At 36.5% G+C, this 22,937-nt stretch carries 17 protein-coding genes; 13 read left to right on the top strand and 4 right to left on the bottom strand.

From position 1 onward, the window contains the following. The first annotated feature begins 23 nt into the window (after positions 1–23). Both porU and porV read left to right on the top strand, forming a co-directional pair. Entirely contained in the window at positions 24–3,926 is a 3,903-nt protein-coding gene (gene porU, locus REB14_RS11085) for a type IX secretion system sortase PorU (protein ID WP_079242661.1), read from the top strand. 60 nt (positions 3,927–3,986) lie between these two features. After that, positions 3,987–5,150 carry a type IX secretion system outer membrane channel protein PorV gene (porV, locus tag REB14_RS11080; RefSeq protein WP_034699905.1) on the top strand — a complete coding sequence of 388 codons (1,164 nt, stop codon included), beginning with the start codon at positions 3,987–3,989 and terminating at the stop codon, positions 5,148–5,150. A 241-nt stretch (positions 5,151–5,391) separates the two neighbouring features. Here porV and blaCHM read toward each other — a convergent pair whose 3' ends face one another. Continuing rightward, entirely contained in the window at positions 5,392–6,150 is a 759-nt protein-coding gene (blaCHM, locus tag REB14_RS11075) for a CHM family subclass B1 metallo-beta-lactamase (protein WP_309522197.1), read from the bottom strand. Between the two features lie 226 nt (positions 6,151–6,376). Here blaCHM and REB14_RS11070 point away from each other — a divergent pair, with 226 nt between their 5' ends. Continuing rightward, a complete protein-coding gene (locus REB14_RS11070; protein ID WP_079242663.1) occupies positions 6,377–8,641 on the top strand; it encodes an FUSC family protein in 2,265 nt (754 codons plus the stop codon). Here the strand turns inward: REB14_RS11070 and REB14_RS11065 are convergent. Both REB14_RS11065 and REB14_RS11060 read right to left on the bottom strand, forming a co-directional pair. Then, complete coding sequence (locus tag REB14_RS11065; protein WP_034699899.1) at positions 8,622–9,236, bottom strand: 4'-phosphopantetheinyl transferase family protein; 615 nt, start codon at positions 9,234–9,236, stop codon at positions 8,622–8,624. The genes REB14_RS11070 and REB14_RS11065 overlap by 20 nt on opposite strands. 257 nt (positions 9,237–9,493) lie before the next feature. Further along, positions 9,494–10,012: a pyridoxamine 5'-phosphate oxidase family protein gene (locus REB14_RS11060; RefSeq protein ID WP_079242665.1), complete on the bottom strand. Its 519-nt coding sequence runs from the start codon at positions 10,010–10,012 to the stop codon at positions 9,494–9,496. 167 nt (positions 10,013–10,179) lie between these two features. Between REB14_RS11060 and ahcY the strand changes: the two genes are divergently transcribed. From ahcY to REB14_RS11020, 8 genes are all read left to right on the top strand, one after another. Then, entirely contained in the window at positions 10,180–11,493 is a 1,314-nt protein-coding gene (ahcY, locus tag REB14_RS11055) for an adenosylhomocysteinase (RefSeq protein WP_034699895.1), read from the top strand. A gap of 103 nt (positions 11,494–11,596) precedes the next feature. Beyond that, complete coding sequence (locus tag REB14_RS11050) at positions 11,597–12,394, top strand: hypothetical protein (RefSeq protein WP_309522196.1); 798 nt, start codon at positions 11,597–11,599, stop codon at positions 12,392–12,394. Positions 12,395–12,647: 253 nt separating this feature from the next. After that, entirely contained in the window at positions 12,648–13,445 is a 798-nt protein-coding gene (locus tag REB14_RS11045) for a hypothetical protein (protein WP_309522195.1), read from the top strand. Between the two features lie 257 nt (positions 13,446–13,702). Beyond that, positions 13,703–14,095 (top strand): inner membrane protein YiaA, encoded by a 393-nt coding sequence (gene yiaA / locus REB14_RS11040; protein ID WP_047434004.1) that lies wholly within the window; start codon positions 13,703–13,705, stop codon positions 14,093–14,095. A gap of 139 nt (positions 14,096–14,234) precedes the next feature. Continuing rightward, on the top strand, positions 14,235–15,557 hold the full coding sequence (locus REB14_RS11035) for a BspA family leucine-rich repeat surface protein (protein WP_309522194.1): 1,323 nt from the start codon (positions 14,235–14,237) through the stop codon (positions 15,555–15,557). 30 nt (positions 15,558–15,587) lie between these two features. Further along, the gene (locus REB14_RS11030) at positions 15,588–17,261 is read left to right on the top strand and encodes a BspA family leucine-rich repeat surface protein (protein WP_309522193.1); all 1,674 of its coding nucleotides are present in this window, start codon (positions 15,588–15,590) and stop codon (positions 17,259–17,261) included. A gap of 30 nt (positions 17,262–17,291) precedes the next feature. Next, on the top strand, positions 17,292–18,851 hold the full coding sequence (locus REB14_RS11025) for a BspA family leucine-rich repeat surface protein (protein WP_309522192.1): 1,560 nt from the start codon (positions 17,292–17,294) through the stop codon (positions 18,849–18,851). A 15-nt stretch (positions 18,852–18,866) separates the two neighbouring features. Then, positions 18,867–20,426, top strand: a complete 1,560-nt coding sequence (locus tag REB14_RS11020) for a BspA family leucine-rich repeat surface protein (RefSeq protein WP_309522191.1) — start codon at positions 18,867–18,869, stop codon at positions 20,424–20,426. 53 nt (positions 20,427–20,479) lie between these two features. On the opposite strand, the gene purE is transcribed toward REB14_RS11020, so the two are convergent. Next, the gene (gene purE / locus REB14_RS11015; protein WP_034699885.1) at positions 20,480–20,983 is read right to left on the bottom strand and encodes a 5-(carboxyamino)imidazole ribonucleotide mutase; all 504 of its coding nucleotides are present in this window, start codon (positions 20,981–20,983) and stop codon (positions 20,480–20,482) included. 223 nt (positions 20,984–21,206) lie between these two features. Between purE and REB14_RS11010 the strand changes: the two genes are divergently transcribed. Beyond that, complete coding sequence (locus tag REB14_RS11010) at positions 21,207–22,112, top strand: DMT family transporter (RefSeq protein WP_309522190.1); 906 nt, start codon at positions 21,207–21,209, stop codon at positions 22,110–22,112. A 123-nt stretch (positions 22,113–22,235) separates the two neighbouring features. Then, the gene (locus REB14_RS11005; RefSeq protein WP_309522189.1) at positions 22,236–22,934 is read left to right on the top strand and encodes a hypothetical protein; all 699 of its coding nucleotides are present in this window, start codon (positions 22,236–22,238) and stop codon (positions 22,932–22,934) included. The last annotated feature ends 3 nt before the right edge of the window (positions 22,935–22,937 follow it).

Genomic DNA, 22,937 nt, shown 5'->3' with positions numbered 1-22,937 from the left:
ATTTAGCAATTTCAATAGTAAACATGAAACGAAAAATTACGATTTTATCTTTAATCGCTTTTGCATCAACACTTTACGCCCAAAGAAACACCATTGAATGGAATGGTTCTAAAATTCAGGATTTTGGTGACACAAAATTAAATCTTCCCAATTTTAAAAATGAAGGTTTTTCTTTCAGCCAAAATAATGTTTTTATAGTAAGCAAGCAAAAAATCGGAGAAAAGCAATTAAAAATCTCAGACCTTGTTTGGGAAAACGTTTCTAACCAGGAATTGTTTGAGTTGGATAAAGGCAGGCTTCCTGATTATGATGTAGCAGATGTTTCCTATTATACTTTAGAGGGTGAAAGCTATGCCAGCATTAGTATTGCTTTATTTAAAAATGTAAAAGGGCGCGTTCAGAGATTATCTTCATTTAATGTTTCAGAAGCCTCTTCTTTTATCAATACAACAGGAACCGTTAATAAAATAGGTACTACCGGTAATCCTTTATCAAGTGGAAATTTTTATAAGATAAAGGTAGACAAGTCCGGAGTATTCAAAATCACTTCCCAGTTTTTAAAAGATAACGGAATTAATCCGAGTTCTGTAAATCCTAAAAACTTCAGGATTTATGGAAATGGAGGAGTAATGCTTCCTGAATACAACCAGGATCCAAGATACGGAGCTTTACAGGAAAACTCCATTCAGGTAGTAGGTGAAGATGATGGAGTATGGAATGATAACGACTATGCTCTTTTCTATGCGCAAGGGCCTGATGGGTATAACCTTTATGACACGGGCAATGGAAATGGTTTTAAAAGACATGATACCCGATTCAGCGAAAGAAGTAATAATGTCAAAAATATTTATGAAGATTTCTCTTATTATTATATCAATTTTGACAAAGGTGCGGGAAAAAGAGTTCCTACTGTAGACGGAAATCTTCCTGCCCAGCTGATTACAAGATATGACAGTTACCAGGTAATTAACAAAGATCAGAAAAACCTTTTAAAAGTAGGAAGAACATGGGTAGAGGATACTCCTTTCTCCAATGAAAAGACCATAACATTGACTACCAATTCACCTATACAGGCGAATGATGTAGTACGATACAGAACGCAGGTGGTGGCGTATAATTCTCAGCAGAATACGATGGATTTTAAAATCAATAATTTAAATCCACACCCACAGCAGGTAATTCCTATGGATACTCCTTCCTATCAGTATACCTTCTATCCTGTAACATATACCGGAACATTAACCAATCTTACCGGAAACCAGTTTACATTGGTTTATAATCCTGATATTTCCAAAAATCCAAATGGAACTTTCTATTTTGATTATCTGGAAGTTCAGTATAAAGAAAACCTTGCATTCAATGGTTCACAAATGAACTTCAGGGATTATTCAATTCTAAGTGGAAGCAATACAGACTACGGTTTCAGTATCACTAATGCAGCTAATATAGAACAGGTATGGGATGTAACGGATATTACCAACGTTAACAGAAGAGTGAATAAAGCAGGAGGTGGTTCTTTCAACTTTGCCTACACTGCTGCTGATCAGAATTTCAATAATGAATTTGTAGCGTTCCGTGCTGATGCTGCTTTTAGTCCACAATTTGTAGGAAGAATTTCGAATCAGAATCTTTCCGCAATACAAAACGTAGATTATCTTATCCTTACTGTACCTGAAATGATGGGGCAGGCACAAAGAATTGCCAGCTATCATCAGACCACTCATAACTACAAAGTAGAAATTGTTGACATTAACAAAATCTATGAGGAATATGGCAGCGGAAGTAAAGACCTTACCGCGATAAGAGATTTCGTAAGCAAACTCAATACTCCTCTGGGCAGACTTCAGTATGTATTTATTCTTGGGGATGCTTCATACGATTATAAAAACAGGGTTCCGAATAATTCAAACGTTGTTGCCAGCTACCAGAGTGAGCAATCTTCTGATTACGTATCATCATTTGTTACGGATGATTATATTGTCATGACCAAGCCACAGACTACATTATTAATTGAAAACAATTTACCGGATGTGCCCGTGGGTAGAATTCCGGCAGCTAATGTAAGTGAAGCCGGGGATATGATCAATAAAACACTGGCTTATAACAATTCTCTTCAAGGGCAGTCATCTCCTTTCGGAGACTGGCGTATGCGACTTGACTTTGTAGTGGATGATAATGAGGAAGGAGGAGGTCCTTTTCATAATGTAATGAACAATTCACTGGTGAATATTTTTGAACAGCCAGGCCAGCTGGATCTTAAAGAATATAATGTTAAAAAATTATATATGGATGCCTTTACCGCTCAGAGTACATCTGGAGGGCGAAGATATCCACAGGTAAACCAGGCTATTTCCAATGCGATCGGAAACAGTTTATATTTATTCTATTTCGGGCATGGAGGAATCAATGGTTGGGCACAGGAAAGAGTGCTTACCAGCACAGAGGTTCAAAATGCCAACAACTTCTCTAATGTATACAGCAGATTCCCTTTTGTCTCTACCATCACTTGTGAATTCACATTATGGGACGAACCTGCTACCAATTCTGTTGGAGAACAGTTTATAAAAATGAAGCAGGGAGGTGTTTCTACCATGATTACTTCCAGCCGTGCTATTGGGGTAGATTACGGACGTGATTTTACCAATACATTTACTCAGAATATTTTTAAATTAACCAATGACGATTTTAATTCTTTAGGAAATGCCCACTTAATTGCCAAAAAACAAAAAGGACCAAACAGCAACCATTTAAAAGTAAACTTCCTGGGTGATCCTGCTATGAAATTAAGCAGACCTCAAAGACTTTTGGTTATTGATAATATTGAAACTCCGGTTCCAGGATTGATCAGAGGTTTGGATTTTGTAAAAATTAAAGGACACATCAATAATCCGAACGGAACACTGAACAATACCTTCAACGGAAAAGTCAGCATTAATATTTTTGATAAGAGATTAAACAAGAAAACACTTAACAACAGTGGAATTTTAACTCCGGTTTTAGATTATACTGAAGAAGGAAGTGCGATTGTAAAATCTGCCGGAACTGCGGTAAACGGAGTCTTCACTGCTGAATTCTATGTTCCTAAAGATATTAACTATGCTGTAGGACAAGGAAGAATACTAGCCTATGCTGACAACAAATCAACGGATGTTTTTAACAACCAGGCCGTACAGGTGGGAGATATCAATCCTAATGGAATCAATGATAATCAACCTCCAAAAGTAAAACTGTATATGAACAACACCAACTTTGCAGATGGTGGAATCACCAATCAGAATCCTATGCTTCTTGCCTGTCTTACCGACGATACAGGAATCAACTCAACAGGATCCGGCGTAGGACATGATATTACAGTATATCTTGACGGACAGATTATCAATACCGTGGTCTTAAATGATTTTTATGCTCCGGGAGAAGGAAACGGATGCTTAAACCCAAGTCTTGCCGAATATCAGAAAGGGAATGTAACCTACCCTTTCAGAAATCTTTCCATAGGGCAACATCAATTATCATTTAAAGTTTGGGATATAAACAATAATTCGACAACTGCTACGTTAAATTTTGAAGTTAAAGATGAGTCTGACCAACACCTGACGATCAACCGTCCGTTGAACTGGCCAAATCCATTCACCAATAAAACCTATATTCAGTTTGAACACAACTGTGATGATATTCTGGATGTAAACGTACAAATTTATACAATAACCGGAAGATTGGTAAGAACTTTATCGCAGCCAGTGGTTGCAGAACCGTTCCTACAGGGCTTTAGAACCCCTCGCCAGGCAATAGAATGGGATGGAAGAGATGATTTTGGATCTACAGTAGCAAAAGGTACGTATATTTTTAAGATATTTGCAAAAAGTCAAAATCAAGAAAAATGCAAAGGAAGTGCTACAGCTGTAGAAAAAATGGTACTTTTGAAATAATAAAACAGAACAATAGATAATAATATTAATAAAAAACTGATAATATATAAAAGACAACATATGAATTTAACTACTAAACTGCTATTAGGATTTGGTTTGAGTGCTGGTTTTTTAGGCTATTCGCAAGATTTAGGTAAAGTAAACCCAGTTCTTACCGGAGCTCCTTTCTTAAGAATTGCACCTGATGCAAGATCGGGAGGTATGGGAGATCAAGGGGTGGTAACCTCTCCGGATGCATTTTCACAATTCTGGAATGCGGCTAAATACCCTTTCAGCAGGACAAGTTCTTCCGTAGGTCTTAACTATACGCCTTACATGGGAAAACTTACCAATGATGTATTCTTATTATATGCTTCGTTCCATAAGTTTTTAGGGCAGGAAGAAAGATCTACAATCTCCGCGAGTATCTATTATTTCAATATGGGACAGGTAGACCTGACTCAATTGGTGGGTACAGAAATCGCGTCTATGGGTACATCAAAACCAAACGAATTCTCCATTGACGTTGCCTACGCTTTGAAACTTTCTGATTCATTCTCCGGAGCTGTTACCGGTAGATTTATCCGTTCAGACTTAGCCGGAGGATTCAACACAGATACAACACTTAAGGCTGCAAACAGTTTTGCAGTAGACGTTTCAGGATACTATACCTCTCCAAGATTCTCCAGTATTGGTGGATATGATGGTAAAGTGAATGCAGGTCTGGCTATTCAGAACTTAGGTCCGAAACTGGATTATACAGGAAATGAAGAGTCAAGATCTTATCTTCCTACTATGGCAAGATTAGGGGTTGGATACGATATGTACCTGGATGACATGAACAGAGTGGGAATTTCTGTGGAAGGTTCAAAACTATTGGTTCCTGGATCTGAGTATGCAGGAATAGACCCGAATACAAGACAGCCTATTTATCAGATCCCGAATGTAGGACCAATGGCTGGTATCGGAAAATCTTTCAAAAATAAAAACAGTATCATGTACAGTGGTGCTTTAGAATATTCTTATGACAATGCATTTTCTGTAAGAGGAGGTTACTTCCATGAAAGTGAAGAGCAGGGAGCAAGACAGTTTGCTACTGCAGGGGTTGGTTTAAGATACCGTTCTTTCGGACTTGATCTTTCTTATCTGATCAACATGTCTAAGATCAACAGTGCTTTGGATAATACACTTCGTTTCGGTCTTACCTGGAACATTGGAGAAGAAACATCCAACAACGATCGTTAATAAAAGCAACAGCTCTATAAAAAAAGCCTCATACACTGTATTGAGGCTTTTTTTATGTCAATGGTCAATGGTCAATTCGCTTCGCTTGTCAATTTATTTTACTCACTGCAAGCATTCACCATTCATTTTACAAAGCAGAAATTCACTGTTAAAAGATTCGTCAATGGTCAATGGTCAGTTCGCTTCGCTTGTCAATTTCTTTTACTTATTGTAAGCATTCACTTTGCGGAGCAAAAATTCACTATTGACCTTTGAACAAATTAATGGTATAATCAAGGAGCTTTCCGTCGCCATATTCTCCATGTCCGGGAACTACAATTTTCACATCCGGATATTCTTTTTTTACTTTTTCGACAGTATTGGACCAGGCAGAAACATTAGCATCACCTAAATATCCTTTACCCGCCTCCTGCTCTTTTAATAAACAGCCTCCAAATAAAACATTCTCAACCGGGAAATACCCTACAACATTATCTTTTGTATGTCCTTCACCAAAAAATTTTGCGATAACATCTTTGTCTCCTACTTTTAGCTTTACAGCATCATTGAAACTATTTTCAGGGATAACAAAATTATTTTCTTTGGCTAATTCGATGGTTTTAGTATAAGCATAAGAGGGAATATTATGTTTATGAAAAGCCATCAATCCTCCTAAACTGTCATCATGAAAATGGGTTGGAATAATAGCCTTAATTTTTGCATCGAGCTTTTCATTAATCCATTGTATCAGTTCTTCTGAACTTTTGTCATTAGTAGGTGTATCAAAAACAATCGTTTCGTGATGGTCTTTCACAATTAATCCATTACAGGGTACATTCCCGAAATCATTCGTCTGTTTAAAGGAAGTATGAATAAAAGAATTTTCCGAAATCTGAGTAATGATCAGGTTTTTTGATTCATAAATTTTCTTTGCTTTAAAATGATCTTTGCTCTGCGAAGTACAACTTAGAATAATAAAAGAGCACAAAATGACAAGTATATTTTTAATAATGATCTTCATGAAACAATTATTTAAGATTGATAAGCTAAAGTAAGAATTCATGGAACAAGATTTGTTAGCTGTTGTGTTAAAAGTGATCGATTGTGAATTGTGAATCATTCCTATGTTTCCTCTGCCAGTTTATTTTAAATAGCATACAGCTCAATTAAAAAAAATATAACATTTAAGTTGTGAAAAGTCTCTTTTTTATGGCAATTTTCTTAAATTCAATAGCTATTTTTGTAGTATGAACTATTCGGCAGAACTAAAAAAATTTGTAACCAGTCAGTATGTATATTCTGCCATCAGAATTACATTAGCTACTGTTCTGCCTTGTTTAGTCCTCGCCCACTTCGGGATTTTGAAAGAATATTTTCTTTTTCCACTGGGAACCAGCTTTGTAGCCCTTACGGACCAACCCGGACCTTTTATCCGAAGAAGAAATGCCCTTACTTTTGCCATCTGCTGTTTTGTATTTGTAGCGCTCATTGCAAGTCTTGTGATGAATATCAAAGTACTGGTATTGCTGGAAGTCATTGTTTTCGGGATGTTTTTCTCCCTCATTGGCGTTTATGGGCAGAGATTGGCCGCTGTAGGTTCACTATCACTTGTAGTACTCGCGATCTTTATTGACGGCCACCTTACAGGAAGTAATATCTTTAAAAGTTTATTGATTTTCGCTTCCGGCTGTATATGGTTTTTGCTTATATTCCTTATTGTAACCACCATTCGTCCTTATAAACTGGCAAGCCAGATGATTGGAGAAAATTATCTTCAGCTGGCAGAGTTTTTAAAGATCAAAGCTAATTATTATCAGAAAAATCCTGATTTTAATAAGCTGACAACTCAGGTTATTGCCAAACAGATTGAAATAAAAAACCTTCAGGAGGATACCAGGGAAACGGTTTTTAAAACCAGAACCATCGTCAATGAATCTACAACCACCAGCCGTTTATTAATGCTGATGTTTCTGAACTCAATGGACCTTCATGAAAAGCTGATGACTTCTGAAAGTGATTATCAAAAGTTACAGCAGAGTTTTGAAGACAGTATGATCCTGGTAAATATCCATGATTATCTTAACCTTTTGGCAGAAGAGATTACCAATATCGGAATTGCATTACAAAGCGGTACCAGAGCAAAACCTATGTCCAATCTGGAACTGGAATTAAAGAACTTAAACTACAATTATTTCGAACTCAGAAATAAACAACTTTCACCTGACAACCTGGAAAATTTCATGATCCTGCGCCAGATCCTGATGCGTATCTATGAAATCACAAAAGAAATTAACGAGATCTATAAAGTATTTTCGCAGGATATAAAGCTGGCGAAAAGTTTATCTACAGGGTTGGATCTTAAGAAATTTATGCCTAATGAACCTAAACTTAATGCTAAGGTTCTAAGAAATAATATATCATTATCATCATCCCATTTCCGCCATGCCATAAGAATTACAACAGCATTATTGCTGGGATATGTTTTTTCTATGTTCGATTTTCTTGGACTGGGACACACCTATTGGATATTAATTACCATTACAGCAATCTTAAAACCTGCTTATTCCATCACTAAACAGAGAAACCTTCTCCGTCTCTATGGGACAATTGCAGGAGCAAGTATTGCTTATGGCATTCTCTATTTTATACATATTAACGGAGTTTTATTTGCTATTCTGCTCATTAGTATGATCATGTGTTTCAGCTTTTTGAAAGGACGGTATTTCTGGGCAGTATTATTCATGACGATCTATGTTTTCCTCAGCTTTAATTTTTTAAATCCCGGGAAAGTCAATATTATATTTAAAGATAGAATCTTTGATACTGCTATTGCCGGAATCATAGCTTTTGTAGTATCTTATATCGTATTGCCTGTTTGGGAACATACCCAAAATCTGGATCTGATGAAAAAGTCTGCCGCGGACAACCTTATTTATTTCCAGAGTGTGATTTCTAAATTTTTAGAAGGAAAATTCGATCTTGAAGATTATAAGGTAAAGCGAAAAAATGCCATTATTTCACTGGCTAATCTTTCCGATAATTTCCAGAGAATGATTTCCGATCCTAAAAACCAGCAGAAAAAACTGGAAGTTGTGCACCAATTTGTGGCTACATCACATCTGATTACGGCATATACCGCTTCCCTGTCTCAATACTCCAAAAGTAATGAGCAATATCCTGAAATAGATGCTGAAAGCTGGAGTAGAAAGATTGAAGCAGAAATGCAGCAGACCTCTACCCTTCTCAACGGAAATGATGTCAACGAAACATTGAAAATGGAAAGCCGTCTTGAGCCGGAAGATTCCTCCATTGAAGATATGCTTCTGAAAAGAAAGACTGAGATTGAGGAAAACGAAATTGTAGACCGGAGAGATCCTGATAAAATATCACATTTAACAGAGCTTAAAAACATCCACGATATTCTGGAGCTGATCTATGATGTCGCAAAGGAACAGAGAAAAGTGATCGAAAAATATAAAAACGAAACTGAGCCTACTCCTCCACAATCGTAAAGCAGTAATCGTCAAAAAACTCTACCCTCGCTTTGAACTCGTCTGAAAACTCATCATCATATACACGACAGCTTATTTTATGAAGGTGCTTCAGTTCAAAAGGCTTTACTTCATAATTCTTTTTTAAAGACCAGTATTTAGAGTGATGGATTTTGTACATACTTTCCTTTACACTCCATATAATAGTATAGAAAGTATCAGCTTTATCCTCAGGAATAAATCCACGCTCATTTTCATAGGTGAATTTATCAATTACCCTTAAAATTTTAGGATTGAATTTTTCAACATCGATTCCTATTTTATTTTTAGATATAGCAATCGCTGCAAAGGGAAAAGAATGCGTAATAGAAATTTCCGCATCATTGGGAGAAAGAAAAGGTTCTCTTTCTTTGTATAAAATTTTAGAATTCGGCTTCAACCCTTTCAGGAGCTTGCGTACCATAAGGACTTCCAATAATTTTTTAGGATGATAATCTTTTACCTTCTCGGCATTTTCAGGCTCCAGAAGTTGGTTGATATCAAGTTCTTCACTTTCATCGTACTTCCAAACCAGAATTGTGGCGTTATCATCTGAAAAATCTCTGTAGAGGGGCATTCTTTTTTTATTGGACAAAAATACTAAAAAAAGCTTGAAGATGGGAGCTAGAGGATGGAAGTTACTATTTGTTATAAAAATAACAGATCAATAAAGTTAGAAGAATTCATTGATGAAAAAAAGAATGGAAGATGGATGCGGGAAGGCGGAAGTTACTATTCGTTATAAGAATAAATTAAAGATTAAATAAAAAAATGTTCATGAAAAACGGATTCTTTGTTTCCTTAATCTTTACAAGCTTCCAGCATCCAGCTTAATTATTTAGACTGATGATTCACATCATTTCTATGCTCTATAATTTCCAGATTCGAATCTACAAAATAAGCGCTTCCGAATCCGTTGACATACGACCCTTTTACAGGCTGAAGAGCAATTAAAATAAAATCTCCCATTTCGGAAATTACATCTACCACTTTGCCGTGATTTTCTTTAAGTTTAGCAACTACAGTATTCCATACTTCAGAATCTCTTTCAATCTGAGAAGTAGCTGCTTCAATTGTTAAACGTTCACGGGCATAAATCTGCTTGGTTGCTGATTCATCTTCAATAAACATAATGGATGTTTTTCTTCCGTCCGCAAGGTTTTTAGTATGTTTTGCCATGAAAGATACCAGAATATAAAAAGTCTGATCTACCTGTACAAAAGGAGCATAACTTGAGTTAGGATTTCCTTCTGCATCCACAGTAGCCAGAATGATGCTCTTAGATGCATTGATTAATTCTTTTACTTTAGGAGTAACTGGTTTGGATTTCTTTTCTGTATGAGTTTGATTCATAATATATTTATTTATCAGCTAAAATTAACTATTTATATTAAGACTAAATAATATTAACTCATGTTTAATCTCATAAAACTGATCTTGGTTTGTCGTTTTTATATCTTAATTATAAATCGTAATTTTGCCTTTCGTTATCAATTGAATTTAAAAACTATTCATTACATATGAGTACTACAACACAATACGTTCCTTATAAAGTTAAGGATATCTCCCTTGCAGAATGGGGTAGAAAAGAAATTACCCTTGCAGAAGCAGAAATGCCAGGTTTGATGGCTATCCGTGAAGAATACGGACCATCTCAGCCACTGAAAGGAGCAAGAATCGCTGGATGTCTTCACATGACAATCCAAACGGCTGTGCTTATCGAGACTCTGGTAGCTTTAGGAGCTGAAGTTACTTGGTCATCTTGTAATATTTTCTCTACACAGGACCACGCTGCTGCTGCTATTGCTGCTGCTGGAATTCCGGTGTATGCTTGGAAAGGTTTGAATGAAGAAGAATTTGACTGGTGTATTGAGCAGACTTTATTCTTTGGTGAAGACAGAAAACCATTAAACATGATTTTGGATGATGGTGGAGATTTAACAAACATGGTTTTTGATAAATACCCTGAATTTACAAAAGATATCAAAGGTCTTTCTGAAGAAACAACTACAGGAGTACACAGACTTTACGAAAGAATGAAGAACGGAACTTTAGTAATGCCTGCCATCAACGTAAATGATTCAGTAACTAAGTCTAAATTCGACAACAAATACGGATGTAAGGAATCTGCTGTAGATGCAGTAAGAAGAGCTACAGATGTAATGTTAGCTGGAAAAAGAGTGGTAGTTTGCGGATACGGAGACGTAGGTAAAGGTACTGCAGCTTCATTCAGAGGAGCAGGTTCTATCGTTACGGTTACAGAAATTGATCCAATCTGTGCACTTCAGGCTGCAATGGACGGTTATGAAGTAAAAAGATTAGACACTGTGGTAGACAATGCTGATATCATCATCACTACAACAGGTAACTTCAACATCGTTAGAGGAGAACACTTCCTTAAAATGAAAGATAAAGCTATCGTTTGTAACATTGGTCACTTTGATAATGAAATCGATATGGCTTGGTTAAACAAAAACTACGGTCAGACTAAATCTGAAGTGAAGCCTCAGGTAGATATCTATACAATTGAAGGAAAAGAAGTAATCATCCTTGCAGAAGGTAGATTGGTAAACTTAGGATGTGCTACAGGTCACCCAAGTTTCGTAATGTCTAACTCTTTCTCTAACCAGACATTGGCTCAGATCGAATTATGGAACAATTCTGCTGCTTATGGAAACGAAGTATACATGCTTCCTAAGCACTTAGATGAGAAAGTAGCTGCTTTACACCTTAAGAAATTAAGCGTAGAGCTGGAAACTCTTTCTCCTGAGCAGGCTGAATATATCGGAGTAGACGTAAAAGGACCATTCAAGCCTGAGTACTACAGATACTAAGATCTCAACAAAACATGATATGATCCCACTATTTCTAAGATAGTGGGATTTTTTTATGGGGAAAAATAAAGCATTCGTTATTTTTGTCCCCTAAAAAAATAACATGAAAAAATTCTTATTTCTGGGACTCATGAGTTCTGTTGTATTCTTTAACAGCTGCAGCAGTAATGATGATAATGAGGGAAACAATACCTCTTCTAAGGTATTATTGAGCAAAGTTACTATAGTTTATTATGACAATCCGGCTCAGCCGCAGACAAGCATACAGACTCTGGAATACAATAATCAGGGTGAACTTATCAAAACATCGACAGCTTTAGGAACTTCCAAGTTTGAATACAGTAACGGAAAACCTGTTAAAACTACTTATTATAAACCAGATGGTACGGTAGACTATTATTCAGCTTATACTTACAATGGTGATCTGCTTACCAAGGTTCAGGCCATCTATACTAGTAACCCGGATTATAACAGAACGATTACTTATGCTTATAATACCAACGGACAGGTAATTTCTTCATCTCTTTGCCAGTCACCAGCCTGTTCCAATCCTATTGTGGATACTTATACTTATGATGGAAACAATATTTCAACAGAAATTTCAGAAGGTGGAGGATCCAGCTACAGCACTAAAATTGTTTATTCTTATGATGATAAACTGAACCCATACGTGAATATCAACAAATACTTAAAAATTATGATGGGAGGAGCTTATGCTGTAAGCCCAAACAATTATCTTGTAGAAAAGATAAGCTTTAAAAGTAATGGAACCTGGACACAAAACCAAACCCGAACTTCCACCATTCAATATAACAGCGCCGGTTTTCCTACTCAGGTGATCTCAAAAGAAGCCAACGGAAACCTTTCCGCTCAATATAACTACGAATACATCACTCAATAATACAAAGCTCTCCATTTTGGGGAGTTTTTTTTGGGCTGATTCCCGCTATCCGCTCATATTCCTCACGCCAGTCCTATCATTCAATAGGAACGGGCTTTAGCCCGTTTATATAAAATAAAAATAACATCCATCGGCTTTAGCCGAAACATAAACCTGCTTCATCCTTCTATCCAGTATTTTTGTCCCCATTCTTATGGCTGTTTTTACCAATAATTAATATATTTAGCCTTTATTTAATAAAAACTTTTAATACATGAAAAACCAATTATTTATCGGGTTGATGAGCTCATTTTTATTCCTCAACTGCAGTAGCAATAATGACGAAAATAATGAACCCAATCCTTCTGACTCTCAAATATTATTAAGTAAAGTCACTACAGTTTTTTATACAAGTCCCTCCGGTCCACAAACCAGCATTACAAAATTAGATTATAACAGTCAGAAACAGTTAATAAAAATTACATCAGAAACTACAACCTCCGTTCTGGAATATGACGGTGCCGGAAAACCTTCAAAAATTACTTACCATAAAGCAGATGGTACCGTAGCTTATTATAAAACCTTTACCTATAATGGTGATCAGCTTACGATGATTAAGAAAATAGGTACAGATACTCACGATAACACAACAATGACTTATACCAATGGTAAAGTTACTGCCACTTCTACTTGTGAGTCTTCCAATTGTCCAATCCCGTCTACCATGTCATATACTTATAGTGGTGATAATGTTTCGGAAGAAATCTCGGTCGGTGATGGTATTGGCGGTCCGCATACTAATAAAAAAGAATTTTCATATGATAATAAAGTAAATCCCTATTCTTTGATGGGCAAATATTTTAGAATGATTATGGGAGGAGCAGAGTTTTTAAGTCAAAATAATTATACCACAGTAAAAATAAGTGGCAAAGATGGCACTGGAAACTGGAGCCAAATTATGAATTTTACCTATCAGATAGAATATAATAGTAATCAATTGCCAACTCAGGTCATGGTAAAAGTGGATAATAATGATTATGCAAAATATACTTACGAATACATCACTCAATAAAACAAAGCTCTCCATTTTGGGGAGTTTTTTTATGAGCTGATTCCCGCTATCCGCTCATACTCCTCACGCCAGCCCAATCATTCAATAGGAACGGGCTTTAGCCCGTTTATATAAAATAAAAATAACATCCATCGGCTTTAGCCGAAACATAAACCTGCTTCATCCTTCTATTCAGTATTTTTCCCATATTTTCCCTTTGTCAGAGCTCTATTTATAAAAAATGAATATCTTAGCCCTCTTAAATAAAACATTAAACTATGAAAAAACAAAGAGTATCGAATGCATTCGTCGCTGCGTCGTGGGTAGCATTGGGAGCGGGAATGATTGGCTTTATTGTTGGTCTTGCAAGAGCAGAAATGCTGCTGAATGAGAAGGGATATTATTTCACCATCCTTCTTTATGGTTTATTTGCCGTGGTGTCTTTACAGAAAGCAGTACGTGACAAGTTAGAAAACATTCAGGTAACAGATATTTATTATGGAATCTGCTGGTTTGCCACATTATCATCTATTGTATTACTGGCCATCGGACTTTGGAATGCCACCATCCTTCCAAGCGAAAAAGGTTTTTATGCCTTTGCCTTTCTACTGGCCCTCTTTGGAGCCATCGCAGTTCAGAAAAACACCCGTGATAATATGCTTCAGGAATAAAGTAAACTCTCCAAAACGGAGAGTTTTTTATTTAAATAATTTCATTAAAATTTATAAATTACTACAAACTTTACATTTAAGTTAAAAATATATTAAGTTTTTTGCTATTTTAGTAGTGCTTATTTCACAAACTAATGACATGTACAAAAAACTATTAACTTCTTCTCTATGTATTCTATTATTTCAGCTTTCAAAAGCACAAAACGAATTTATCACCATTTGGAAAACCCAGAATGCACAACTCATTAAATTTCCCGGGAGAGGAACTAATTTCAAAGTCTACTGGGAGGAAGTAGGATATCCTCAGCATAACGGGACAATCAATAATGTAACTTCCACTACTGAATTTACCATCAACGTAGGAACACCTTTCAATCCTACTCCATCTCAAACCAGCTACAGAATTAAAATCAGTGACGGCAACGGAAGTTTTGATCAGGTGAGATTCTTTGACAATACATTAGTTCCAGCTTATAATGCTTCAGACCGTTCAAAAATTACTCAGATTACCCAATGGGGAAATATAAAATGGAAGAGCTTTGACAATGCTTTTGTGTACTGTGATAATATGGACGTAACAGCCACGGATGTCCCGGACCTCAGCATGGCCACCAGTATGCGTCAGATGTTTTATTTATGTACTTCACTCATCGGCAATTCTTCTTTTAATACATGGAACACCTCTACCATTACAGATATGTATTATATGTTTGGTGACGATAATCTCTTTAACCAGCCTCTGGGAGATTGGGATACTTCGAATGTTACAGATATGTCTTACATGTTTGACTATACAGGATTCAACCAATCTTTGAGTAAATGGAACACTGCAAAGGTGACCACCATGGAACACATGTTTCATGATTCAGAAAATTTCAACCAGGATATTCAGAACTGGAATACAGGGAGTGTCACCAATATGAACGAAATGTTCCGTGACACCGCTTTTAACCAAAATATAGGAAGGTGGAATCTAAGTTCATTAACAGCAGCTACCAATATGTTTCTCAATTCTGCTATGAGCTGCCTGAATTATGATAAAACACTTTTTGGATGGAGCCAGAGTTCTTCAACACCTAATAATATTGATTTATCAAGTGCTTCTCCATTAATTTACTCTCATGCTGATGCAGTAACTGCCAGAAATTATTTAATGAATAATAAAGGCTGGACTATATCGGGCGATGTTTACAACGGACTCTGCAACCAGACCCTTTCAACTTCTGAAAAGGATATAAACAACAAAGCCGCCATTTATCCCAATCCGGCAAAGGATATGATTTATCTGAAAAACATTCCACATCCGGTAAGCTTTATCATCACCGATATAAGTGGAAGAACTATTATCAAAGAGAACCTGAAAAACGATAAAATTCCTGTTCATGTTTTAACTCCGGGGAATTATATCTTACAGATTATGACAAAGACTACGGCTCATTCTTTTCCATTCATCAAGAAATAGTCATAAAACTAATAACCATAAACTATGAACATGATTTTAAAAAAAATTCCAATACTCATTTTTCTTTTGCTGATATTCATGGCAAAGGCACAAAATGAATTTATCACGGTATGGAAACCCAGTCTTACCCCACCTTCCTATCCTTATGCAGGAATTCCTGTTAACTCAAACAATAATCAGATCTGGTTTCCCGGAAGAGGAACGAATTATCAGATCTATTGGGAAGAAATTGGCTACCCTTCACACAATGCCACTTTAACGAATATAACTTCTACCTCTCAGCTTCTGATCGATTTCGGAGTTCCACAAAATCCCAATCCAGCAGATGCTACTTACCGGTTGAAAGTAAGCAATGGAAACGGAAATTTTCACCAGATAAGGTTTGCCGACTGGGACATGTACAATGATAACGGAATTGTAGGTGATGTACATAAAATACAATTAATAGAACAATGGGGAAATATTCAGTGGTCTTCTATGGAACAGGCATTTCAGGCATGCAAAATTTTAGATTTTACGGCAACAGATATTCCTGATCTGAAGGAGGTAACAGATTTGTCCTATATGTTTTCAGGATGTTATGGTTTAATAGGAAACCCAACAATCAACAACTGGAATACATCTAACGTAACAACATTGCTTGGAACATTTACAGGATGTTTTGTTTTTAATCAGCCGGTTGGAAACTGGAATACTTCCAATGTGACTATGATGGGAATCACATTCAATGTAGCTAAACTTTTCAATCAGCCATTAGACAATTGGGATACTTCTAAAGTAACTTCTACTACAGCCATGTTTAATGGAGCTGCTGAGTTCAACCGACCTATTGGAAATTGGGATATGTCTAATAATCTTGATTCAGAATTTATGTTTTCCGGGGCTACGAAATTTAATTATCCACTTAAAGACTGGAATACTTCAAAAATCATAGAAATGAATCACATGTTTAATGGAGCAAAGGCCTTCAATCAGGATTTATCTATTTGGGATACAAGCAGTGTCACCATTATGAGTGGTATGTTTTATAATGCTGAGAGTTTTAACAGCAATATTTCCAATTGGGATACAAGAAAAGTAGAATGGATGCAGGATATGTTCAACGGTGCCAAAAGTTTTAATCAGAATATAGCAAAATGGAATGTAGCTTTAGTAAAAAACATGAATAACATGTTCAGTAATGCCATTCTTTTCAACCAAAATTTAGGAAGCTGGAATTTGAGTTCTTTATTGAACGCTTCCAATATGTTTAAAAACTCTGCGCTGAACTGTCAGAATTATGATAGTACTCTTTACGGCTGGAGCCAGAATCCTTTAACCGCAGATAATATCAATCTGTCCTCAGTTTCACCACTTACGTATTCCCATAGTGCAGCAGTAACGGCCAGAAACTATCTGATTAACAACAAAGGCTGGACAATCAGTGGAGATACATATAACGCAGAATGTCAATCTTTCCTTGGAACTTCTGATGTAAAAGTAAAAGGCGAACTAAGCATTTACCCGAATCCTGCCAGTCATATTATTTATGTAAAGAATTCCAAAGCTAAAGACTTCAAAATTATTGATATGAGCGGCAGAATTGTTTTAAGCGGGAATTTGACAGATGCACAGATCAACATCCAGACTTTAACTTCCGGGAATTATATTCTACAGCTTTATTCAAAAGAAGATATCCAAAACCTGAAATTCATCAAAAAATAACTATACAACTAATACCTATAAATAATAGACATGATTTTAAAAAAGATTCCTACACTTATTTTTCTAATGCTGGCCTTCGTTGCGAAAGCTCAGGATGAATTCATTACCATCTGGAAACCCGCATCTACCGTATTACCAGCAGTAAATGTAGACGCTCCCTACCAGGCAACAACTCAGCAGATATGGTTTCCCGGAATTGGTGATAATTATGATATTTACTGGGAGGAAGTAGGCTATCCGCAGCACAATGGTTCCCTTCTCGATGTAACTTCCACAAAACAGGTTCTTATCGACTTCGGGACGTCAATCGCAGAAAAAAATGATGCCAAATACAGGGTAAAAGTTACGAATGGTAACGGAATTTTCAGGCAAATAAAATTTGGAACGCCTCAACTATTTCCTGGCCCTGAGCAAGTTTTTCCTATCTGGCAGATCAATGGAAGTTCAGATAAAATACTGGAAATAGAACAATGGGGAAATATTTCATGGACTACCATGGAGAGTGCCTTCAGCCTATGCAGACTTATGCAACTTACAGCAACAGATACTCCTAATCTTAATAACGTGGAGGATGCTTCTTTCATGTTTTATGGCACAACCAGTTTTATGGGTGCCAGCTCTATGCAAAACTGGGATACTTCGAAAATTAAGAATTTTAGTTTTATGCTCTCTCTTTTATTTGATGTGAATCCTTCTACTGCATTAACAGAGCAGTTCAACTCACCTTATCTGGACAGCTGGAATATGTCTTCAGCAACCAACCTCAGCTATATGTTGGGAAACAGAACCGTTTTTAACCAGACTCTCAATAGCTGGGATGTCTCAAAGGTGACGGATATGAGCTGGATGTTTGGACAATGTTTAAGCTTCAATCAGCGTCTGGATAACTGGGATACTTCAAGCTTAGAAGACATGCATTTTATGTTTCATATGATTCCTGTTTTTAATCAGCCATTAAACTGGAATACTTCCAAAGTGACCAATATGGCCCATGTATTTCATGGCTGTACAACCTTTAATCAGTCTTTAGACAATTGGGATATGACAAAAGTGACCAGAATAGACCAGATCCTTAATTTTGCTTCAGGTTTCAATCAGTCATTAGGAAACTGGAACTTAGTTTCTCTTACCAATGGTAATGCTGCTTTAACAATGTCTGGTCTTAATTGTGAAAATTACAGCAAAACCCTTCTGGGATGGGCAGACAATCCCAATACAGCCAACAATGTTTCATTAGGTTCTGTACAAGGATTAAAATATGCTTCCAATGTATCAGACAAAAGGGATATTCTCATTAATAAAAGCTGGTCAATAGTAGGTGATGCTCCTGGAAGCTGCCTATTATCTTCATCAGATATAAAGCTGAATAAAAAACTTTCGCTATATCCTAATCCCGCTGTGGATGACATTCACGTTGAAGGTTTAAGTGATATAAAAATTTATAAAATTTATGATGCCAGCGGAAGATTGGTAAAAGAAGGAAATCCCAATAATGACATCATCAATGTAAGCTCCCTGCCTAAAGGAAATTATATGATACAACTGATCATGAAAGAAAACACCTTCACTTCAAAATTCATTAAGAAATAACTATAAAATTTGTCTATGGTACTCAAAAGATTTTTGGTCGGCTTTTTTATTTTGCTGGCATTCATTGTGAAAGCCCAGAATGAATTTATCACCATCTGGAAACCTGCTTCTACTGTAGTTCAGCCAATCACTGTAAGTGCTCCTTATCAGGCAAGTACTCAACAAATATGGTTTCCCGGAATTGGTGAAAACTATGATATTTATTGGGAAGAAGTAGATTATCCCCAGCACAACGGTTCGCTTACTAATATAACCTCTACAAAACAGGTTCTTATTGATTTTGGTACATCAATCGCAGAAAAGAATGATGCAAAATATAGGGTAAAAGTAAGTAACGGAAATGGGATTTTTCAACACATAAAATTTGGAGATGCACAGGAGGTTCAGCTTCCGGATCAGATCTTCCCGGTGTGGCAGATCAACGGAAGTGCGGATAAGATACTGGAAATAGAGCAATGGGGAAACATTACCTGGACAACAATGAACAGTGCTTTCAGCCAATGTAAACTTGTTCAGCTTACTGCTCCAGACATTCCGGATCTTAGTAATGTTGAAGATGCTTCTTATATGTTTTATGGTGCAAAAACCTTTACAGGCGCAAGCTCCATGCAAAACTGGGACACTTCCAGAATTAAGAAGTTCAGATTTATGTTTGCTATTATCTTTGATAGTATCAATAACTCACTTCCCGATCAGTTCAATCCTCCATATTTCAACAGCTGGAATATGTCATTAGCAACTGATCTTAGCTTTATGTTTGCAGGGAGAGGGATCTTTAACCAGACATTAAACAACTGGGACGTTTCAAATGTCACTGATATGAAATGGATGTTTGCTCTCTGCCCAAACTATAATCAACCTATGGATAACTGGGATACGTCAAACCTTGAAGACATTCGGTTTATGTTCCATTTTGATTCTGGTTTCAATCAATCTTTAAATAATTGGAATACGTCTAAAATTACCAATATGGCCCATGCTATTCATGGCTGCACAGCTTTTAACCATTCTTTGGAAAATTGGGACATGACCAAGGTTACCAAAATAGACCAGATTCTGAAGGAAACGCCGAACTTTAATCAATCCCTTGCAAGCTGGAATCTTGCCAGCGTTAATAATGGAGCCCAGGCTTTGATGCAGACAGGAATGGATTGTGAAAATTTCAGTAAGACCCTTGCCGCATGGGCAGATAATCCTAATACTGCCAATAATGTTGATTTAGATATTGTAACACCTTTAGCTTATGCTTCCAATGCAGCAGATAAAAGGAATATTCTCATCAGTAAAGGATGGACAATGTCTGGTGATACAGTAGGAAATTGTTTACTCTCTTCATCGGATGTAAAACTGAATAAAAAACTTTCACTATATCCCAATCCCGCTGTGGATGATATTCATATTGAAGGACTAAGTGACATTAAAAAGTATAGAATTTTTGATGCAAGCGGAAGACTTGTACTGGAAGGAAACCCCAATAAGGATATGATTAATGTAGGATCTTTACCCAAAGGAAATTACATTTTACAGCTCATTCTGAAAGATACTACCCTCTCTTCAAAATTCATTAAGAAATAAAACAAAGAAGCCTCGCTGAAAAGTGAGGCTTTTATTTTGAGTTTAAAACTCAACTATTTATCAAAATGATTAGGATGCTGGGCTTTGATATCATCTACCGTTCCCAACACTTTATCTTTTAAAGAATCCTGATATTTCTGAAGCTTAGCTGCTACTTCTTCATTACCACTTCCTAAGATTTTTGCTGCTAAAATTCCTGCATTCAAAGCACCGTTCAAAGCTACAGTCGCTACCGGAATTCCACCAGGCATCTGAAGAATAGACAACACAGAATCCCATCCGTCTATGGAATTACTGGACAAAATCGGAACTCCAATCACCGGAAGTGTTGTACAGCTTGCCACCATTCCCGGAAGATGTGCTGCTCCACCTGCTCCAGCTACAATGACCTTAAGCCCTCTTTCCTGAGCAGTCTTTGCATAATCGAACATTCTTTCCGGTGTTCTGTGTGCTGAAACTACAGTTAATTCATAAGGGATATCAAGGCTTTTAAGAAAATTTGCAGCCTGTTCCATGATCGGCAGATCACTCTGACTGCCCATAATAATTCCTACCATCTTCAATTTTATTAGATGTTCAAAGATAAAAAATAAAGATGGAAGTTGGAAGAAGGAGACTGGAAGTTCTTTTTGAACATCATCAAATACTTAAGTCTATACTAACATCAACCATTCAACTAGCAACTTTTCCTTGCTAATCTGTACCAGTAAAAAACAAAACAACTGTACCCATTATAATCATTTTAAAACCTCTACATTTGTTTGTTACACTTTATTTACGTTGAAAGATTATAAACTTATTTTTGCTGTTCTCACTGTTGCCATTGTCTGGGGAACGACTTTTTTGGCCATCCGTGTTGCTGTGGAAACAATTCCTGCATGGTTTGTTGCCGGAATCCGACAGTTTCTGGCTTCTGTTATCATGCTTGTCGTTCTTCTTTCGAGAAAGGAATTCAAGTGGATTGGCTGGAAGAGTTTAGGATACCAGATTATTTTCGCATCCCTGATGCTGGTCGTTGCCAATGGAATGACCACTGTGGCTGAAGAAACGGTTTCAAGCAGCCTTGCCTCGTTAATCAGTGCATGCTCACCTATTCTCGTGTTCCTGGGAAGTGTGGCGGTAGGACTTCAGAAATTTAGTTTACGGGCGCTTAGCGGTGTTCTGCTTTGCTTCAGCGGAATTCTTTTTATCTTCTGGGACGGACTTAAAGATCTTGCCAATCCTGATTACAGAATGGGAATGATTTTCCTGTTCTGTGCCATTGCAGGTTGGGCTTCGGGAACTATTTTCACCAAAAAACTCAATATTCAGAGTGGAAATATAACATTGAATTTATTCTATCAGTTCCTGTTTGCAGGAGTAGTTCAGGTTATCCTTGCATTTCTGTTTTCTGAAAATTATAACTTTGGAAACTGGAGTATTAAAAGTATTTCAGCTATGTTATATCTTGCGGTCTTTGGTTCTGTAGCGGCTTTTTTTGCCTTCCATTATGCACTGACAAAAATTTCACCCGTTCAGGTTTCTATTCTTGCTTATATCAATACCATTATTGCTATATTTTTAGGCTGGCTGATTATGGATGAAAAGGTGACTTTCAAATTTATTCTTGCAGCTGTCATGATCATTTGTGGTGTTTTTATTATTAACTACAAACCGGAGATGTTCAGGAGGCAGAAAGCATTATAATACGTGAAAACTTCCTTATTTTTTCATTTGCTCTATTGTATTTCCATCCATTAAATTCGGTTAAAATTTACAGGTAAGTATCAGAATTTCTTTACATTTGCCCAAACACAACTAATTATAACCATGAAGCAAAAACTATCCATCATTGCGGTTTTACTTCTTCCTGCATTTTATTTTTCTCAAAAAGCAGAGCCCAGGGAAGATATCAAACTGAAAAGCTTTGAGTATAAAATCTATATTCAAAACAAAAAAGACAAAGAAACCGATCAGGAATTATATCTGATTCCTAATAAAGGCGATACTATCAGAGAAAATGCTCTTGTTAAAAAAATATCAGGGGAAGAAACTCACAGAGGTATGTACAGAATTAACAATACAGAAATTCATTTTGTAGATATTGATCTTACCACAGAAAAAATCAACCATAAAATCTATAGTCCCAATAAAAAGGGAGTGCTAACATTAGTCAAAGAAAATTCAAATCTGACCTCTTACTCAAAGGATCTTCCGCCAAAATTTAAAGATAATAAACCTCCGCATCCTGAATTCGCAGGTGGAGAAGCAGCCTTATATCAATGGGTTGAAAAAAACATATATCCGGTCCTGGAAAAGAAATATAAGAAAAAAGAGAAAGGGAATTCTGTTCTTGTTTTAGATATAGAACCAAACGGAATTCCAACTTTTGTAGAAATAAAAAATTTGAATATTTCTGATACCATCAAAAAACAACTCACCGATATCGTAAAAACATCTCCTGTCTGGAAGACCAATATACAAGGGGTTGACGTGTCGGGAATTGTCTTTATTCCTTTAGAATACTAAGGA

This window comes from Chryseobacterium metallicongregator, from assembly GCF_031324065.1.
Classification (GTDB): Bacteria; Bacteroidota; Bacteroidia; order Flavobacteriales; family Weeksellaceae; genus Chryseobacterium; species Chryseobacterium metallicongregator.
This window is presented reverse-complemented; position numbering and strand designations above follow the sequence as displayed.